Annotated in this window: 16 protein-coding genes; 11 read left to right on the top strand and 5 right to left on the bottom strand. The window is 57.9% G+C overall.

The window, feature by feature from the left end:
• Positions 1–189: 189 nt before the first annotated feature.
• The 4 genes from ACUTSW_RS09440 to modC all read left to right on the top strand — a co-directional run bounded on the left by ACUTSW_RS09440 (position 190) and on the right by modC (position 3,028).
• Positions 190–339, top strand: a complete 150-nt coding sequence (locus ACUTSW_RS09440; protein WP_004941845.1) for an AcrZ family multidrug efflux pump-associated protein — start codon at positions 190–192, stop codon at positions 337–339.
• A gap of 161 nt (positions 340–500) precedes the next feature.
• Entirely contained in the window at positions 501–1,274 is a 774-nt protein-coding gene (gene modA / locus ACUTSW_RS09435; RefSeq protein ID WP_445584260.1) for a molybdate ABC transporter substrate-binding protein, read from the top strand.
• Positions 1,271–1,960, top strand: a complete 690-nt coding sequence (gene modB / locus ACUTSW_RS09430; RefSeq protein WP_004941851.1) for a molybdate ABC transporter permease subunit — start codon at positions 1,271–1,273, stop codon at positions 1,958–1,960. The genes modA and modB overlap by 4 nt, the downstream gene beginning before the upstream one ends.
• Positions 1,961–3,028, top strand: a complete 1,068-nt coding sequence (gene modC / locus ACUTSW_RS09425) for a molybdenum ABC transporter ATP-binding protein ModC (RefSeq protein WP_445584259.1) — start codon at positions 1,961–1,963, stop codon at positions 3,026–3,028.
• 33 nt (positions 3,029–3,061) lie between these two features.
• Here modC and ACUTSW_RS09420 read toward each other — a convergent pair whose 3' ends face one another.
• Positions 3,062–3,886 (bottom strand): pyridoxal phosphatase, encoded by an 825-nt coding sequence (locus ACUTSW_RS09420; protein ID WP_062869965.1) that lies wholly within the window; start codon positions 3,884–3,886, stop codon positions 3,062–3,064.
• 178 nt (positions 3,887–4,064) lie between these two features.
• On the opposite strand from ACUTSW_RS09420, the gene pgl reads away from it, so the two are divergent.
• Positions 4,065–5,069, top strand: a complete 1,005-nt coding sequence (gene pgl, locus ACUTSW_RS09415; RefSeq protein WP_445584258.1) for a 6-phosphogluconolactonase — start codon at positions 4,065–4,067, stop codon at positions 5,067–5,069.
• Between the two features lie 371 nt (positions 5,070–5,440).
• Here the strand turns inward: pgl and ACUTSW_RS09410 are convergent, their stop codons facing one another.
• Complete coding sequence (locus ACUTSW_RS09410; protein ID WP_445584257.1) at positions 5,441–5,923, bottom strand: kinase inhibitor; 483 nt, start codon at positions 5,921–5,923, stop codon at positions 5,441–5,443.
• A 165-nt stretch (positions 5,924–6,088) separates the two neighbouring features.
• Here ACUTSW_RS09410 and ACUTSW_RS09405 point away from each other — a divergent pair, with 165 nt between their 5' ends.
• Positions 6,089–6,490, top strand: coding sequence for a YkvA family protein (locus ACUTSW_RS09405; RefSeq protein WP_004941868.1), 402 nt, complete (start codon positions 6,089–6,091; stop codon positions 6,488–6,490).
• A 4-nt stretch (positions 6,491–6,494) separates the two neighbouring features.
• Here the strand turns inward: ACUTSW_RS09405 and bioA are convergent, their stop codons facing one another.
• Positions 6,495–7,769 carry an adenosylmethionine--8-amino-7-oxononanoate transaminase gene (bioA, locus tag ACUTSW_RS09400; RefSeq protein ID WP_445584256.1) on the bottom strand — a complete coding sequence of 425 codons (1,275 nt, stop codon included), beginning with the start codon at positions 7,767–7,769 and terminating at the stop codon, positions 6,495–6,497.
• A 90-nt stretch (positions 7,770–7,859) separates the two neighbouring features.
• On the opposite strand from bioA, the gene bioB reads away from it, so the two are divergent.
• Genes bioB through bioD form a run of 4 tightly spaced genes read left to right on the top strand, consistent with a single transcriptional unit; the run spans position 7,860 to position 11,472 of the window.
• Positions 7,860–8,897, top strand: coding sequence for a biotin synthase BioB (bioB, locus tag ACUTSW_RS09395; protein ID WP_062869967.1), 1,038 nt, complete (start codon positions 7,860–7,862; stop codon positions 8,895–8,897).
• Complete coding sequence (bioF, locus tag ACUTSW_RS09390; RefSeq protein WP_445584255.1) at positions 8,897–10,048, top strand: 8-amino-7-oxononanoate synthase; 1,152 nt, start codon at positions 8,897–8,899, stop codon at positions 10,046–10,048. Before bioB ends, bioF begins: the two co-directional genes overlap by 1 nt.
• On the top strand, positions 10,032–10,799 hold the full coding sequence (gene bioC / locus ACUTSW_RS09385; protein WP_445584254.1) for a malonyl-ACP O-methyltransferase BioC: 768 nt from the start codon (positions 10,032–10,034) through the stop codon (positions 10,797–10,799). The genes bioF and bioC overlap by 17 nt, the downstream gene beginning before the upstream one ends.
• A complete protein-coding gene (gene bioD, locus ACUTSW_RS09380; RefSeq protein WP_062869970.1) occupies positions 10,792–11,472 on the top strand; it encodes a dethiobiotin synthase in 681 nt (226 codons plus the stop codon). Before bioC ends, bioD begins: the two co-directional genes overlap by 8 nt.
• A 59-nt stretch (positions 11,473–11,531) precedes the next feature.
• Here the strand turns inward: bioD and ACUTSW_RS09375 are convergent, their stop codons facing one another.
• Both ACUTSW_RS09375 and ACUTSW_RS09370 read right to left on the bottom strand, forming a co-directional pair.
• A complete protein-coding gene (locus ACUTSW_RS09375) occupies positions 11,532–13,178 on the bottom strand; it encodes a hypothetical protein (protein ID WP_445584253.1) in 1,647 nt (548 codons plus the stop codon).
• Positions 13,179–13,350: 172 nt separating this feature from the next.
• Positions 13,351–14,061: an ATP-binding cassette domain-containing protein gene (locus ACUTSW_RS09370; protein WP_004941886.1), complete on the bottom strand. Its 711-nt coding sequence runs from the start codon at positions 14,059–14,061 to the stop codon at positions 13,351–13,353.
• 1,319 nt (positions 14,062–15,380) lie between these two features.
• Between ACUTSW_RS09370 and uvrB the strand changes: the two genes are divergently transcribed.
• Positions 15,381–17,393, top strand: coding sequence for an excinuclease ABC subunit UvrB (gene uvrB / locus ACUTSW_RS09365; protein ID WP_004941889.1), 2,013 nt, complete (start codon positions 15,381–15,383; stop codon positions 17,391–17,393).
• The last annotated feature ends 24 nt before the right edge of the window (positions 17,394–17,417 follow it).

Here is a 17,417-nt window from a genome sequence, read left to right as displayed (position 1 = left end):
ACGCGTCCTGTCGGCTGCAAAAGCCTTATTGTCGCCGATTTACCGGCAAAGCGCCAAAATGGCACGTTTGGCCGGTTACAAATTTCACCTGATGTTTAAAATAACTCCGTTTTAGCCGCTATTTTGGTTTAAAATGGCGCTACGTAGCGGTGTTCATTGCCGCTCAATGGGCAGTTAAGTGAGGCTACCATGTTGGAATTATTGAAAAGTTTGCTGTTCGCTGTGGTAATGGTGCCGGTGGTCATGGCGATCATTCTCGGCCTGATCTACGGTTTGGCGGAAGTGTTCAACATTTTCTCCAAAGTGGGCCGCTCGAAAGAAAACCGCACTCAGCACTGATCGTCAGCCATCCCCATCTCAACGCCCGCCGGCGCCGTTCGGCGGGTGTCTCAAGTTATGTCTTCCCCTGCCGATAAACCGCATGACAAGCTTCCGCACAACGTTATATTATTTTTTATATAACGAAGAGTGATATTGCACATTAACTTGCGGAGAACACCATGAAACAGCAATGGACTAAATGGGTCGGCGGTATTGTATTGGCATCCGGTATGGTCATGCAGGCGTCTGCGGCAGAGAAAATTACCGTTTTTGCGGCGGCATCGCTGACTAACGCGCTGCAGGATATCGCAACCCAGTATCAGAAAGGCAAGGATGTGCAGGTGATTTCTTCATTTGCCTCTTCTTCAACGCTGGCACGCCAGATTGAACAGGGCGCTCCGGCCGATCTGTTTATTTCCGCCGATCAGCAGTGGATGGACTACGCCATCGATAAACAGCAGATGGTCAAAGAGACGCGGTATACGCTGTTGGGCAACGAACTGGTGCTGATCGCCGCCAAAGACGGCAAACAGGATAAAATTACGCTTAACAAACAGACCGACTGGGCGAAACTGTTGAACGGCGGCCGCCTGGCGGTGGGCGATCCGGACCACGTACCTGCGGGGATCTACGCCAAAGAAGCCTTGCAGAATCTCGGCGTTTGGACCGCGCTGGAGCCTAAACTGGCGCGGGCCAACAACGTACGCAGCGCAATGGCGCTGGTGGAGCGCGGCGAAGCGCCTTTGGGCATTGTTTATGGCTCAGATGCGGTAGCCAGTGATAAAGTCAGCGTGGTGGGCGTCTTCCCGGAAGACAGCCACAAACCGGTTGAATACCCGATGGCGTTGGTTAAAGGCCATCAAACACCGGCCGTCAGCGCTTTTTATAACTATCTGAAAAGCCCGGAAGCGGCGGCTATTTTTCACCATTATGGATTCTCCCCGCGTAAATGATTCTGAGTGAGTACGAGTGGCAGGCCGTTGAACTGAGCCTGAAAGTGTCCGCCGTGGCGGTAGTTTGCAGCTTGCCTTTCGGCATTCTGATGGCCTGGATCCTGGTGCGTTGCCGTTTCCCCGGCAAATCGCTGCTGGACAGTATTATCCACCTGCCGCTGGTGCTGCCGCCGGTGGTGGTCGGCTATATACTGCTGATCGCCATGGGGCGGCGCGGGGTGATTGGCGAATGGCTGTATGACTGGTTCGGTTTCAGTTTCAGCTTTAGCTGGCGCGGTGCGGCGTTGGCGTCCGCCGTGGTGGCGTTTCCGCTGATGGTGCGCGCCATCCGGCTGGCGCTGGAGGCGGTGGATACCCGCCTCGAACAGGCTGCCCGCACTCTGGGTGCCAACCCGTGGCGGGTGTTTTTCACCATTACGCTGCCGTTGTCGCTGCCTGGGGTCATCGTCGGTGTGGTGCTGGGGTTCGCTCGCTCGCTGGGGGAGTTCGGCGCCACCATTACCTTTGTATCCAATATTCCTGGCGAAACGCGCACCATTCCGTTGGCGATGTATACCCTGATTGAAACGCCGGGGGCGGAAGCCGCCGCCGCGCGTCTGTGCGTCATTGCCATAGCGTTGTCGCTGGTTTCACTGATGGTTTCCGAGTGGCTGGCCCGCTGGGGCCGCAAACGGATGGGTATCTAAATGCTGGAGCTGGATTTTTCCCAACGCCTCGGCGATCTCAACCTCAACGTGCGCGCGGATCTGCCCGCTCAGGGCATTACCGCCATTTTTGGCCTGTCCGGCGCCGGTAAAACCTCCTTAATCAACGCCATTGGCGGCCTGACGCGTTTGCAACAGGGGCGCATAGTGCTCAATGGACGCACGCTGGCGGATACCGCCAGCGGCTTGTGCCTGCCGCCGGAAAAACGCCGCATCGGCTACGTGTTTCAGGACGCGCGCCTGTTCCCGCATTACCGGGTGCGCGGCAACCTGCAATACGGCATGGCGGCCGGCATGCGCTCGCAGTTCGACGGCATCGTTGAACTGTTGGGCATCGGCCCCTTGCTTAACCGCCTGCCGTTGACCTTGTCCGGCGGTGAAAAACAACGAGTGGCGATTGGTCGCGCCTTGCTGACCGCCCCGGAACTGCTGTTGATGGACGAACCGCTGGCGTCGCTGGATCTGCCGCGCAAGCGCGAACTGCTGCCGTACCTGGAGCGGCTGGCGCAGGACGTCAATATCCCGATCCTCTACGTCAGCCACAGCATGGACGAAATCCTGCGTCTGGCGGAACAGGTGATGGTGCTGGATAACGGCCAGGTGCGGGCATTCGGCGGGCTGGAAGAGGTTTGGGCCAGCAGTGCGCTGCGGCCCTGGTTACAGCGGGAAGATCAAAGCAGCGTGTTGCGCGTCAGCGTGATCGAACATCACTCCCGCTATGCCATGACCGCCCTGGCGCTGGGCGATCAACGCCTGTGGGTCAGCGGTGTCGATGCCCCATTGGGGGCGCAACTGCGTATCCGCATCAATGCCGCCGACGTTTCACTGATCTTGCAGCCGCCGGTTAACAGCAGCATTCGCAACGTCTTGCCGGCCAAGGTGACCGAGTGTCTGGAAGTCGACGGGCAGGTGGAAGTGAAGCTGGCGGTGGGGGAAAGCGTGCTGTGGGCGCGCATTACGCCGTGGGCGCGTGACGAGCTGGCGATCCGGCCGGGGCAGTGGCTTTATGCGCAGGTGAAAAGCGTGTCGATCAGCCGCGAGGCGCGCTGAATACGGCCCTCCCGCAGGGGGAGGGCGAAGGGGTTACTGGCCCAGCACCCGCGTGCGGATCACGTCGGCGATGCCTGGCTGCAGATGATCGGCGATCACCAGATCGGCGCGCTGTTTGACAGCGTCATCGGCGTTGCCCATGGCTACGCCCAGACCGGCGGCTTCCAGCATGCTGAGATCGTTGTAGTTATCCCCGAAGGCCACTACCTGATCCATGCTCAGCCCCTGAGACTCGACCCACTGTTGCAGGCGTTTGCCCTTGCTGTTGCCGCCTTTGGCGATATCTACCTGATCGTGCCATGACCATTCGCACGCCAGCCCCAGCTCTTTTTCCACCGTTTCGGCGAAGCTGCGCAGCGCGGGAATATCGTCGTGCGAGGTCGCGAACTTCCAGATCGATTGCACCTCGTCCACCGCCTGAACCAGGCTGTTGACGTGAAGCAGCGTCGGGCGTTGCGCCGGGGGCAGGGTTTCCGCCCAGGCCAGCGAGCGGGTGATGTGGCCGCTGGTATCCTGATACAGCATGGCGTCGTCCACATACATCAGGCCGTGAATGCCGCTTTGTTTCAGCATTTGCAGCACCAACCTGGCCTGCTCTTTTGGCAGCGGATCGGCAGCCAACACCTTTTTCTGCTGGAAGTCATACAGATAGGTGCCGTTGCAGCAGATAGCCGGCGTGTCTATTTCCAGCGCCTGATAGAACGGGTGGATCGCCACGTGATGGCGACCGGTGGCCACCACCACTTTGATACCGGCGGCGCGTGCTTCAGCCAGGGCCGCCAGCGACTGCGGCAAAATGCGTTTTTGGTTGTCCAGCAGGGTGCCGTCCAGATCGAGGGCAATGACGCGGTAGCTCATAGGGATCTCATTATCGTTAGCAACAAAACTAACCTGATGGTACACCGGATAAGCGATGGATAAAACTGCACAGATTTCATCTGCAACCCGGGGTTGTTATGTCACCGATGTGAGGTAAGCTAGAGGAAACCGAAAAACCTGAAACCGGTTTCTCTTTTACTCTCTTCAAGGAGAACACATGAAGCAAATCGTTTATGTCGCCAGCCCGGAAAGCCAGCAAATCCACGTGTGGCAGTTAAATGACACCGGCGCACTGGAGCTGCTGCAGACCGTCGATGTACCGGGCCAGGTACAGCCGATGGCGATCCACCCGGATAAAACGCACCTGTACGTCGGCGTGCGCCCGGCCTTCGGGATCGTCAGCTACCGCATTGAGGCGGACGGTAAACTGCAACAGGCCGGCATGGCGCCGCTGCCGGGCAGCCCAACCCATATTTCCACCGATTTGCAGGGCCGCTATCTGTTCTCTGCGTCCTACAGCGGCAACTGCGCCAGCGTCAGCCCGATCGGCCATGACGGCGTGGTAGTGGCCCCCCTTCAGCAGGTCGACGGTTTGGCCGCGCCGCACTCGGCCAACATCGACCCGACCAATCAGTTGCTGCTGGTGCCTTGCCTGAAAGAAGATCGCATCCGCCTGTTCAACCTGAGTCAGGAAGGCAAACTGACGCCGCACGCACAGGACGCGGTGGCTACCGCAACAGGTGCTGGCCCGCGTCATATGGCGTTCCACCACAATGACAACTATGCCTACTGTGTGAACGAACTGGACGGCACGGTAGATGTGTTCGTCATCACTGAAAACGGCAGCAAATACACCCTGACGCAGACGGTGAATATCATGCCGGACGATTTCGACGGCACTCGCTGGGCGGCGGATATCCACATCACGCCGAATGGCCGCTTCCTGTACACCAGCGACCGCACCGCCAGCATCCTGACGATTTTCAGAGTGTCCGAAGACGGCAGCACCCTGTCGCCGGTCGGCCATCATCCGACCGAAGAACAGCCACGCGGTTTCAACATCGACCACAGCGGCCGTTTCGTGATTGCCGCAGGTCAGAAATCCGATCATATCGGCGTCTATGAAATCGATCAGACCAACGGCAAACTGACCACGCTGGCGCGTTATCCGGTGGGCAAGGGCCCGATGTGGGTGAGCGTGTTAGATACCCGTCATACTTGAAGCTGCCTCTGTGTTGGCTGCATTTAGTTACGTGGCCCGTCCATGGGCCACACCCCTTCAGGGCCGCTGCAAGCAGCGTTCAAATCTGCTCCCGGCAGATTTGTCACCCCAGTCACTTACTTGAGTAAGCTCCTGGGGATTCACAAACTTGCCGCGTTACTCGGCAAAGCCTCGCCCCGTAGGGGCCAGCGCAAGCGCTGTTCAACAAAACCGTTGGTTCTGTTGTGATGCAACTCCAATTATTTAGGGTATAGAAAGAGGGTATTACTCAATGCGTGGTATGCGGTGGTGTAAATAGACTTTCGCCGCCTCATATTATCTACGCCGAATCAACTTTTCCGTCGGGGCGGATACACCTGCTCCGAGCGTTCTCAGCTGTACTTTACCGTCAGCGTGGCGTTGCCAAGGCTGTGGAAGTGCACGTTAAAGCCGACCAGCGCGCCGCTGGAACCTTCATCCACCTCAATGCTCTCAACGTCCAATGCATGAATCGTGAAGTGATAGCGATGGCTTTCACCCTGCGGAGGGGCTGCGCCGCCGTAGCCGGCTGAACCAAAATCGGTGCGGGTCTGGATAGCGCCGGCCGGCAGACCGCCTTTGCCGGAGCCTGCGCCCTGCGGCAGTTCGCGCGTCTGCGCCGGGATATTGGCCACCACCCAGTGCCACCAACCTGAGCCGGTCGGGGCATCGGGATCGTACACCGACATCACGAAGCTCTTGGTGCCTTCCGGCACGCCATCCCAGGCCAGATGCGGCGACAGGTTATCGCCCTGATAGCCCATGCCGTTAAACACCTGGCGCTCCGGCATTTTCGCGCCGTCTTGCAGATCGTTGCTGTACAAACGAAAGCTCATAATGACTCCATGGGTCGGTAAAAGCTGAATGCCTAAGCTAGATCTTTTTGGCGCGATAACACAAGCGTCATTGCATCTCGCCAGCCACCTCATCTATGAGTTATCCTCGTTAACGCTGAAGCTACATACGTGACATCAATAATTCACAGATCGATAAAAGTAATCATGATTTCATTCAAAAAACGCACGCCGTGGTTTGGTTGGCTGCGCCGCTGGGCCAAGGGCATCAAGCGCGACATCTATGCACTGTGGCTGGCGGCCCGCGATCGGCGCACTCCCTGGTATGCCAAATTGATCGCCCTGCTGGTGGCGGGTTATGCGGTGTCGCCTATCGATTTGATCCCGGACTTTATCCCGGTGCTGGGCTATCTGGACGACGTGATCATCGTGCCGTTGGGCATCATGCTGGCGGTACGCCTGATCCCCCAGCCGCTGATGGCGGAACTGCGGGAGAAGGCGCAACGGCGTATCGATAATCCCACCGGCCGCATGGCGGCGGTGATGATCATTTTATTGTGGGTGCTGTGTCTGGTGTTGCTGGCCCGCTATCTGGACCAGCACTGGTAAGCGCCTAGTTCGCCGCTGCCGCTACTGCGGCCGTCAATCGGCTGAGCTGATCGGGCTGAATGATGTAAGGCGGCATCAGATAAATCAGCTTGCCGAATGGCCGGATCCACACTCCGCGCTCGACAAAACCGCGCTGCAACTGTGCCACGTCCACCGGTTCGCGCATTTCCACCACGCCAATCGCCCCCAGCACTCGCACATCCGCCACTTTTGGCCGCGACAGGAGCGGCAATAGCTGCTGTTTTAGCTGCGTTTCGATGGCGGCGACCTGCTGTTGCCAATGGTTTTCCGCCAACAGCGACAGGCTGGCTTCGGCCACCGCGCAGGCCAGCGGGTTGCCCATAAAGGTCGGCCCGTGCATAAAGCAGCCCGCCGCACCATTGCTGATGGTTTCCGCTACGTGGCGGGTGGTCAGAGTGGCCGACAGCGTCATATAGCCGCCGGTCAGCGCCTTGCCCAGGCAGAGAATATCCGGTACCACCTCCGCGTGCTCACAAGCAAACAGCTTGCCGGTGCGGCCAAATCCGGTGGCGATTTCATCGGCAATCAGCAGTATCTGATGCTGGTCGCACAGCTCGCGCACCCGCTTGAGGTAGGTGGGGTGGTAAATGCGCATCCCTCCTGCGCCTTGCACCACCGGCTCCAGAATCACTGCGGCGATCTCCCCGGCGTGCTGTTCCAGCAGCGCGGCGAACGGCGCAATGTCGTTTTCATTCCAGGGTTCATCAAAACGGCCCTGCGGCGCGGTGGCGAACAGGTGCGGCGCGAGATAGCCCTGATACAGACTGTGCATCGAGTTGTCCGGATCGCACACCGACATCGCACCGAAGGTATCGCCGTGATAGCCGTGACGCAGGGTCAGAATGCGCTGCCGCCGTTCCCCACGCGCCTGCCAGTATTGCAGCGCCATCTTCAGCGCCACTTCGACGGCCACCGAGCCGGAATCCGCCAGAAAAACGCATTGCAGCGCCTCCGGCGTCATCTCCACCAGCCTGCGGCACAGCGCGATAGCGGCAGGATGGGTGATGCCGCCGAACATCACGTGCGACATTTTTTCCAGTTGCCGGGTGGCGGCCAGGTTCAACTGCGGGTGGTTATAGCCGTGGATCGCCGCCCACCAGGAAGACATGCCGTCTACCAGGCGCCGGCCGTCGGCCAATTGCAGTTCGACGCCGCTGGCGGCCTCTACCGGATAGCAGGGCAATGGATGGCTCATGGAGGTGTACGGGTGCCAGATATGGCGCTGGTCGAATTCAAGGTCGGAGGCGCTGATAGACATGCTTGTAAACCAAATCATATTCGTAATGGTTGACAGTATATCCACAATATCTACACTGACGACACTTTTTTCATTTTTGGAGACGCCGTGATGGCCGATCGCATTCACTGGACAGTAGGTCTCGCCCAGACCTTGTTTGATAAACCGTTACTTGAGCTGTTGTTTGAAGCCCAGACCGTTCACCGCCGGCATTTTGACCCGCGTCAGGTGCAGGTGAGCACGCTGTTATCAATCAAAACCGGCGCCTGTCCGGAAGACTGCAAATACTGCCCGCAAAGTTCGCGCTACAAAACCGGCCTTGAGTCGGAGCGGCTGATGCAGGTGGAACAGGTGCTGGAATCGGCACGCAAGGCCAAAGCGAATGGATCGACCCGCTTCTGCATGGGGGCGGCTTGGAAGAACCCGCACGAGCGCGATATGCCCTATCTGCAACAGATGGTGCAGGGGGTGAAGGCGATGGGCATGGAAACCTGCATGACGCTGGGCACGCTTGACCACACCCAGGCAGAACGGCTGGCGGATGCCGGGCTGGATTATTACAACCACAACCTGGACACCTCGCCGGAGTTTTACGGCAACATCATCACCACCCGCAGCTATCAGGAACGTCTGGACACGCTGGACAAGGTGCGCGGGGCGGGCATTAAAGTCTGTTCCGGCGGCATCGTCGGGCTGGGCGAGACGGTGCGTGACCGCGCCGGGCTGCTGGTGCAGCTGGCTAACCTGCCGACACCGCCGGAGAGCGTGCCGATCAACATGCTGGTGAAGGTAAAAGGCACGCCGCTGGCGGATAACGATGACGTCGATCCGTTCGATTTCATCCGCACCATCGCGGTGGCGCGCATCATGATGCCGGCCTCTTACGTCCGCCTTTCCGCCGGTCGCGAACAAATGAACGAGCAAACTCAGGCGATGTGCTTTATGGCCGGCGCCAACTCCATCTTCTACGGCTGCAAACTGCTGACCACGCCAAACCCGGAAGAAGACAAAGATCTGCAACTGTTCCGCAAGCTGGGCCTCAACCCGCAGCAGACCGAAACCGAGCACGGCGACAACCAGCAGCAACAGGTACTGGCGGAGCAACTGCTGCATGCCGATACCGCTGAGTTTTACAACGCGGCGCTGTAATGAGCTGGCAACAACGTATTGAACAGGCGCTGGAGGAGCGGCAGCAGAATGCCGCTTACCGTCATCGCCAGGTGAACCAGGGCGGCAATGGCCGCCATATTCAGCTCAACGGCGAGCGCTACCTGAACTTTTCCGGCAACGACTATCTTGGCCTGAGCCAGGATCCGCAGGTGATCGCCGCCTGGCAGCAGGGCGCCCAGCAGTATGGCGTTGGCAGCGGCGGCTCCGGGCACGTCACCGGGTTCTGTGCGGCGCATCAGGCGCTGGAACAGCAACTGGCGGAGTGGCTCGGCTACCCGCGTGCGCTGCTGTTTATCTCCGGCTATGCCGCCAATCAGGCATTGCTGGCGGCACTGATGCAGGCGGACGATCGCATATTGGCGGACCGGCTCAGCCACGCGTCGCTGCTGGAGGCGGCCGCCCATTCACCTGCCCAGCTGCGGCGTTTTCGCCACAATCAGCCGCAGGCGCTGGCCGGCCTGCTGGCAAAACCTTGCGGTGGCCAGATGCTGGCGGTGACCGAAGGGGTGTTCAGCATGGACGGCGACAGCGCACCGCTGGCGGAGCTGCATCGCCTGACCCAAGCGGCGGGGGCCTGGCTGATGGTCGATGACGCGCACGGCATCGGCGTTCACGGTGAACAGGGGCGCGGCAGTTGCTGGCAGCAGGGCGTGCGGCCCGAACTGTTGGTGGTCACCTTTGGCAAAGCCTTTGGCGTCAGCGGCGCGGCGGTACTGTGCGACGAGGCCACGGCGGAATATCTGCTGCAGTTTGCCCGCCATTTGATTTACAGCACCGCCATGCCACCGGCGCAGGCTTGCGCCCTGCAGACGGCGTTGCAGCGTATCCAGCAGGGGGACGAATTACGCGCCCGGCTGCAGGACAATATTCAGCGCTTCCGCCAAGGTGCGGCCCAGTTACCGTTAGCCCTGACGGCGTCGGTGACCGCCATTCAGCCGTTGCTGGTGGGCGACAACCAGCGTGCGCTCGATCTGGCGCAGCAGCTGCGTGGCCAGGGGTTGTGGGTGAGCGCCATTCGTCCGCCAACGGTGCCGCCGGGCGGCGCGCGCCTGCGCATTACCCTGACGGCGGCGCATCAGCCGCAGGATATCGATCGCCTGCTGGAGGTATTGCATGACGTCAGCCTTTGAGCCGGTCAACAAGCAGGCGGTAGCCTCGGCCTTCAGCCGTGCGGCGGGCAGTTATGATTCGGCGGCGGTACTGCAACGTGATGTTGGTGAGCGCTTGCTGGGGATGGGGGCGAAGCATCGGGGCGAACAGTTGCTCGACGCAGGCTGCGGCACCGGGCACTTCAGCCGCCGCTGGCGCGAATTGGGGAAGCAGGTTACCGCGCTCGATCTGGCGCCGGGCATGCTGGCATTCGCCCGCCAGCAACAGGCAGCGGATCACTATTTGCTGGGGGATATCGAAAATGTGCCGCTGCCCGCGGCTGCGGTAGATATCTGTTTCAGCAGCCTGGTGGTGCAATGGTGCAGCGATTTGCCGCGCGCTTTGGCGGAGCTGTACCGGGTAACCCGGCCGGGTGGCGTGATTTTGTTTTCTACGCTGGCGGAAGGCTCGCTGGTGGAATTGGGCGACGCCTGGCAGCAGGTAGACGGCGAGCGTCACGTGAACGACTTTCTGCCGTTGGCGCAGATCGACGCGGCCTGTGCCGGCTATCGCTACCTTCTGGAGACGGAGCGACAAACCTTGAACTACCCGGACGTGATGGCGCTGATGCGATCGCTCAAGGGGATTGGTGCCACCCATTTGCATCAGGGGCGCGAAGCCGGTTTGCTGTCCCGTCGGCGGCTTGCCGCTTTACAGGCTGCCTATCCACGCCGGGGTGGGCAATTCCCGCTCAGCTATCATCTGGTTTATGGAGTGATTTATCGTGATTAAGCGTTGGTTCGTCACCGGCACCGATACCGAGGTGGGCAAAACCGTGGCCAGCAGCGCCTTGTTGCAGGCGGCCAATTTGGCGGGGTATCGCACGGCCGGTTACAAGCCGGTTGCCTCCGGCAGCGACATGACGGCCGAGGGGCTGCGCAATGGCGACGCGCTGGCATTACAGGCCAACAGCGCCGTGGCGCTGAGCTACGCGGAGGTGAATCCTTATGTGTTTGCCGAACCGACGTCGCCGCACATTGTCAGTGCCGACGAAGGGCGGCCAATCGAACTGGCCCAGCTTTCCGCCGGCCTGCGCCACCTGGAGCAAAGGGCCGACTGGCTGTTGGTCGAAGGGGCAGGCGGTTGGTTTACGCCGCTTTCCGAGCAGCATACCTTCGCCGACTGGGTACAGCAGGAGCAACTGCCGGTGATCCTGGTGGTAGGGATCAAACTGGGTTGCATTAACCATGCCGTGCTGACCGCGCAGGCGATCCAGCAGGCGGGGTTGCAGCTTGTCGGGTGGATTGCCAACGACGTCACCGCACCGGGCCGCCGTCATCAGGAATATTTGGCTACGCTGCGCCGTATGCTGCCTGCGCCATTGCTGGGGGAGATCCCGCATCTGCCGCAACCTGAACGGCAGGCGCTGGGGGCATATCTGGATTTGAGCGTTTTATCCCACTGATCGTCGAGTCGTCCGTCCACGGCATTTACCGTGGACGGAGATAATGTGACTTGTCGTTTTCACATGGCAGTAACGCAGGCATTATCGAAGTACAGAACGCCATTTTTCGCCAAAGCGTACAAATTGAAAGACAGGATGACGTGGGTTGCCCAAACCGGCACTTTGCGTCTGTTGCTGTTAAAACGGTACTCTTTGAACTGAGCATAATCATTGGCGTTTAGGGTGCCATCCCAGGCGGCGGCATCAGATTTGGCGATGATCGACACGCCATTGCTTTCCGTTTCCTGAATGCAGGCATAGCGAAGCGTGGCAAATAAATTGCCGGACCCGCCATTCAGCGCTTTCAGAGTAAAGCAGGCGCCCAACTGTTCATATTGCGATACCGGAACAACCACCCTCAGACCGGCGTTTGAATTGGTATTACCCAGCTTGGTCACCTTTAACGCATTGCTGCCGTTAACGCCCGCACCGGCTTCAATGGCGAGGGTAATGGCATCCGAGGTAAAAGGATCGCTGACGTTACCGCCGGAAACCTCCCAACCGAAGGGTTTGGTGCTGAATGCGAAACTGCCGTCCTTGATTTTATTATTATTCGCGGTGGTCAGCGTTTGAATACCGGCACCCGCACCACCGCCATCAAGCCGACTGTGGCTAATCACAAAGTCGCCAGTGCCGCCGAAATAACGCCCTGTCGCGGTTCTGACACCGTAAAACTTAACGTTTTCGACGATAATCCCGCTACTGCCCGCTTCGGTGTAGAAGCAATAGTCTTGCGGCAGAACGCCTTTAAGCGTAATGATTTCTCCGCCCTGAATAAGTAATGAAGCATTCTGGTGGGCGCTGCAGCGGAAAGGAATATCTGTAATCGGGCTATTTTCATTATTGAACTCGATATGGCAACCGTGCAGTTCGACGCTCCCTGCTTGCACATTCACAATAGCACCAGCGTAATCTATTGATGTACCGAAGAAACGAAAAGCGCCGTTCGGGTTCTGGTTGCCGATGGCCAGCCCTTGCGAGTTACCGAGAGTGCCACCAAAGAAGTTAATTCCTTCACCAAAGTTCTTGGCACCGCTGTTGGCAGGCGGCATATGCACGCATTCAAAGCAGCGGATAACATGACAGGCGTAGTAATGTGCAATATAAGCGTTAGTACCAAAATACATGCCGTAATAAAAACCGGAGATATACAGGTTATTAACGGAAAAATTCCCCAGCAGGCTTTCTGGCGAGTCAAACAGGATCCCGTCAATAAAGTTGTATTCGACTTTTTCTTCATCGGCCACAGTAGGCGGTGTGGATTTTTTCTTTGCACCGATCCCTTTGACGGTAAAGTTTTTTAAGATTGGCGCTGGTCGAATTGGGACACCATTATCCAATGCGAGGGCGGTTGTGTAGCAACGCATAAAGTAGTTGTGATCGCTTTCAGTGCCACTCGGAATCTTAGTGGTTATATTTACGCCGTTGCCGTCGATATAAACGAAGCCCACGTCGATATCGGTCTTGGGCGCTACCCATTCCTCAAAGGGCGCAGTGAATTTGACGATTGCCGGTCTTTTTAATGTGTCTTTAATGAAGGTTTGCGCTTTGATCAGCTCATCGCGTGACTTGACGTAAATCCCCCCGATATCGAGACGTTCTTTTAGGGTCCAGATCTTCGTGTTCAGATCGCTATATTGAATAAATGCTGCGTCGTTATCGGCCATTGTCCACTCCTCAGTAAGGTCAATCAGGTATGAAAGCCCGTTGAGTATGGAAGGCGTGTTGACTCATTCACAGCAATGCGGGCTCTGTCCTGGCTGGTACAACACAGGAGCAGAGAAAGGGGATCAACCGGCTCGAAAGAGAGCCGGGGCGCAGTACTCCGCGCCCCGCCAGTTACACTGCCAGATAGGCATTGATCAAGTCCTCGTCCAACTGCTCCAGCGTGCCGTTCGCCACACTGCGGCCCTGATCCATCAGGCAAAAGCGATCCGCTACGCGGCGCACAAACGGCAATTTGTGCTCCACCAGCAGGATCGTCATGCCCAGTTCGCGGTTCAGTTTGCGGATTGCATTGCCGATATCGGCGGCGATCGAAGGCTGTACTCCGCTGGTCGGTTCGTCGAGGATCAGCAGCTCCGGTTCCAGCACCAGCGCACGGCCAATCGCCAGTTGCTGTTGCTCGCCATCGCACAAATCCCCGGCCCGGCGGCTGCGCATTTCCCGCAGGTTGGGGAACAGGCTGTAAATGAGCGGCGGAATGCGCCGGGTTTTGTCCCGGCCGGCCATCAGCGCCACCTGCAGGTTCTCCTCCACGCTGAGCTGCGAGAAGATTTGTCGCCCTTGCGGCACGTAGCTGATGCCCAGCGCCGCCCGGTTTTCCATCGGCTGCTGCAACAGATTTTGCGGGGGTTCGTCCGCCAACTGCCAGGTCATGCTGCCGCTGACGACCGGCAAATGCCCCATAATGCAGTTGACCAACGTGGTTTTGCCCACGCCGTTACGACCGATAAGCACCGTGCACTGGCCGCGCGGCAACTCCAGGTTAATATCCCACAGTGTATGATTTTGCCCGTAGAACTGGTTCACTGACCTTAAACTCAACATCCGGCACTCTCCTCAAAGACCCGTATTCCACTCGTGGATGTGTGCCCAAATGGGCACAGGCGTAACGCGTTCCTGCTAAAAACCACACCGATTTCACCGGCCGGCATCAGAGCAGGAACGGCCATCAAACGTCTACTTCCCTGCGTTATCCACTCCTTACTGCTTGAACCGCCCTGGCGGTTTCTTTCCCGAGTGTCTTAATGTCCAGAATAAAATGCTGCATGCCTACCTTTAACGAGGTAGTTACGGTTAAGGAAAAATAAACGATTTACAGGCAAAAATGGTTGTTAATGGCGTTTTATCAGCGTGTTTTCGCCTTTGTTGTGTCATTGCCAGTTATTTAGCCCCAGGCTGACGCTGAACGTAGAGCAGCTAATCCTGCCGTACCGACGCGGATATTTCACCTGGTCTCACTTTTGCCGTTAAACGATATTGCAACTCTCAGGCCAACTTTTACAATCGGGGAAAAAAGGGGGAATGTTATTGTCTTGTTAACCGTTTGTCGGGTGTAGACTGGCCCAGCGGCCCGGCCAAAAATGCGGTGGAAAGTTAACGCGGACGATTTTTGCACTGTTGCAGTGCTGTGAGGAAAAGTGATGGTGCAAACTATTTCGCCGGTTGCGGCAAGATGCGGCACATGAGCGCAAAAATGGGATAAATGTGTTTTTGGCAATGGGGCTGTTTAGCATTAATCGGTATAAACAAAGCGAATTTTTTGTGAAAAAATAACTAAAAAAGCCGTTTCGGCGAGGAGAAACGGTAAAAAGCGTTCTTTCTGCAACTCCCGTCACGGGCGGGGCGGTGGGAGTTATCCACTATTCCTGTGGATAACCTTGTGCATTAGATTTAGAAAAGCGGTTTAAAGCGAGAGCGGGCGCGGGTTCTGTTCGCGTTGGCCGCATTCTCATCTTTTTATTAAATGTGTTTAATATCAATAAATTAACTAAAATCAAGACACGAATGTATTGATGATGTGGCTATGTATGATTTTTCGCCGCAGTGCTATCAATAAGTTAATTTTTGACGGATTTTGGGGATAAATCAGTTATTGACAATAAAAATGTCACGCGACTGTAACCCTGTCGGTGCATCCACGCCCCGCCGACGCGCATCAGGCGGCGCTTTGCCATTGCGCGTCGGTGCCGGGGTCAATGGCGGGCTACGCCATCTTGAGCAACGAATCGCTTGAAGCTGGTTTTATATCCAGTATCATAGGCACTGGCGAAAATCGCCGGGGCTTTCCATAATTAGGGGCCATTCGTCGAGCATCCGCTCCATGGCCGCCTGAGCGCGCGCATCTCCACAGGGTAGCCGAGTCAATGAGTAAAATTTTCAAACTGCATTCCGATTTCAAACCGGCCGGCGATCAGCCGGAAGCCATTCGCAAGCTGGAAGAGGGCCTGGAAGACGGCCTGGCGCATCAAACGCTGTTGGGCGTTACCGGTTCGGGCAAGACATTTACCATCGCCAACGTCATCGCCGATCTAAACCGGCCGACCATGGTACTGGCGCCAAACAAGACGCTGGCGGCGCAGCTGTATGGCGAGATGAAAGAGTTCTTCCCCGAGAATGCGGTTGAGTATTTTGTCTCGTACTACGACTACTACCAGCCGGAAGCCTATGTTCCCAGCTCCGACACCTTTATTGAAAAAGACTCCGCGGTGAACGAGCACATCGAACAAATGCGCCTTTCAGCCACCAAAGCGCTGCTGGAACGCCGCGACGTGGTGGTGGTGGCATCGGTGTCGGCAATCTACGGTCTGGGCGATCCGGAGCTGTATCTGAAGATGATGCTGCACCTGACCAAGGGCATGATCATCGATCAACGTTCGATCTTGCGGCGTTTGACGGAGCTGCAATATTCCCGCAACGATCAGGCTTTCCAGCGCGCCACCTTCCGCGTGCGCGGCGAGGTGATCGACATCTTCCCGGCAGAGTCGGACGAGCTGGCGCTACGCATCGAGCTGTTTGATGAAGAAGTCGAGCGGCTTTCGCTGTTCGATCCGCTGACCGGCCAGATCGAGCAGGTGGTACAGCGCTTCACCATTTACCCGAAGTCGCACTACGTGACGCCGCGCGAGCGGATCCTGCAGGCGATGGAAGAGATCAAGGTGGATCTGGCCGAGCGGCGCAAGGTGCTGCTGGCCAACAACAAGCTGCTGGAAGAACAGCGCCTGACGCAGCGCACCCAGTTTGATCTGGAGATGATGAACGAACTGGGCTACTGCTCCGGCATTGAAAACTATTCGCGCTATTTGTCCGGGCGCAGCGAGGGCGAGCCGCCACCGACGTTGTTTGACTACTTGCCGGCGGATGGCCTGCTGGTGGTCGATGAATCGCACGTCACCATTCCGCAAATCGGCGGTATGTACAAAGGTGACCGCTCGCGCAAGGAAACGCTGGTGGAATACGGCTTCCGCCTGCCGTCGGCGCTGGATAACCGCCCGATGCGCTTTGAAGAATTCGAAGCGCTGGCGCCGCAGACTATTTACGTGTCCGCCACGCCGGGCAAATATGAGCTGGAGAAATCCGGCGACGACATTATTGATCAGGTCGTGCGGCCTACCGGGTTGCTGGATCCGATAGTGGAAGTGCGGCCGGTCACCACCCAGGTGGACGACCTGCTTTCCGAGATCCGCAAGCGGGTGGCGGTCAAGGAACGCGTGTTGGTTACCACCCTGACCAAGCGCATGGCGGAAGATCTGACCGAATACCTGGAAGAGCACGGTGAGCGCGTGCGCTATCTGCACTCGGACATCGATACCGTGGAACGCGTCGAAATCATTCGTGACCTGCGTCTGGGCGAGTTTGACGTGCTGGTGGGCATCAACCTGTTGCGTGAAGGGCTGGACATGCCTGAGGTGTCGCTGGTGGCGATTCTGGACGCAGACAAGGAAGGTTTCCTGCGTTCCGAACGCTCCCTGATCCAGACCATCGGGCGTGCGGCGCGTAATCTCAACGGCAAGGCAATCCTCTACGGCGACAGAATTACCGACTCGATGGCCAGGGCGATTGGCGAGACCGAGCGCCGCCGCGTCAAGCAGCAGGCGTTCAACGAAGAAAACGGCATCGTGCCTAAAGGCCTGAACAAGAAAGTGTCCGATATCCTGCAGTTGGGCCAGCCGGGCAACCGCAGCAAGGGCCGAGGGAAGGGCAAGGCCGCGGAAAGCGCCGCTCAGTATCAGCACCTGACGCCAAAAGCGCTGGATCAGAAAATCCGCGAGCTGGAAGCGCAGATGTATACCCACGCGCAGAACCTGGAGTTCGAGCTGGCCGCCGGTTTGCGTGACGAAATCCACCAGTTGCGCGAGCAGTTTATCGCCATCTCGTGAGCCGTTGGGGCACCGTATTCGGTG

The organism is Serratia sp. TSA_198.1 (assembly GCF_052686505.1).
This window is presented reverse-complemented; position numbering and strand designations above follow the sequence as displayed.

Coding starts and splice junctions, on each gene's coding strand:
- modB (WP_004941851.1), top strand. CDS start 1,271: ATGATTCTGAGTGAGTACGAGTGGCAGGCCGTTGAACTGAGCCTGAAA.
- bioA (WP_445584256.1), bottom strand. CDS start 7,769: ATGTCTATCAGCGCCTCCGACCTTGAATTCGACCAGCGCCATATCTGG.
- ACUTSW_RS09410 (WP_445584257.1), bottom strand. CDS start 5,923: ATGAGCTTTCGTTTGTACAGCAACGATCTGCAAGACGGCGCGAAAATG.
- ACUTSW_RS09370 (WP_004941886.1), bottom strand. CDS start 14,061: ATGTTGAGTTTAAGGTCAGTGAACCAGTTCTACGGGCAAAATCATACA.
- bioC (WP_445584254.1), top strand. CDS start 10,032: ATGACGTCAGCCTTTGAGCCGGTCAACAAGCAGGCGGTAGCCTCGGCC.
- modA (WP_445584260.1), top strand. CDS start 501: ATGAAACAGCAATGGACTAAATGGGTCGGCGGTATTGTATTGGCATCC.
- uvrB (WP_004941889.1), top strand. CDS start 15,381: ATGAGTAAAATTTTCAAACTGCATTCCGATTTCAAACCGGCCGGCGAT.
- ACUTSW_RS09420 (WP_062869965.1), bottom strand. CDS start 3,886: ATGAGCTACCGCGTCATTGCCCTCGATCTGGACGGCACCCTGCTGGAC.
- ACUTSW_RS09440 (WP_004941845.1), top strand. CDS start 190: ATGTTGGAATTATTGAAAAGTTTGCTGTTCGCTGTGGTAATGGTGCCG.
- ACUTSW_RS09375 (WP_445584253.1), bottom strand. CDS start 13,178: ATGGCCGATAACGACGCAGCATTTATTCAATATAGCGATCTGAACACG.
- pgl (WP_445584258.1), top strand. CDS start 4,065: ATGAAGCAAATCGTTTATGTCGCCAGCCCGGAAAGCCAGCAAATCCAC.
- ACUTSW_RS09405 (WP_004941868.1), top strand. CDS start 6,089: ATGATTTCATTCAAAAAACGCACGCCGTGGTTTGGTTGGCTGCGCCGC.
- bioB (WP_062869967.1), top strand. CDS start 7,860: ATGGCCGATCGCATTCACTGGACAGTAGGTCTCGCCCAGACCTTGTTT.
- bioF (WP_445584255.1), top strand. CDS start 8,897: ATGAGCTGGCAACAACGTATTGAACAGGCGCTGGAGGAGCGGCAGCAG.
- modC (WP_445584259.1), top strand. CDS start 1,961: ATGCTGGAGCTGGATTTTTCCCAACGCCTCGGCGATCTCAACCTCAAC.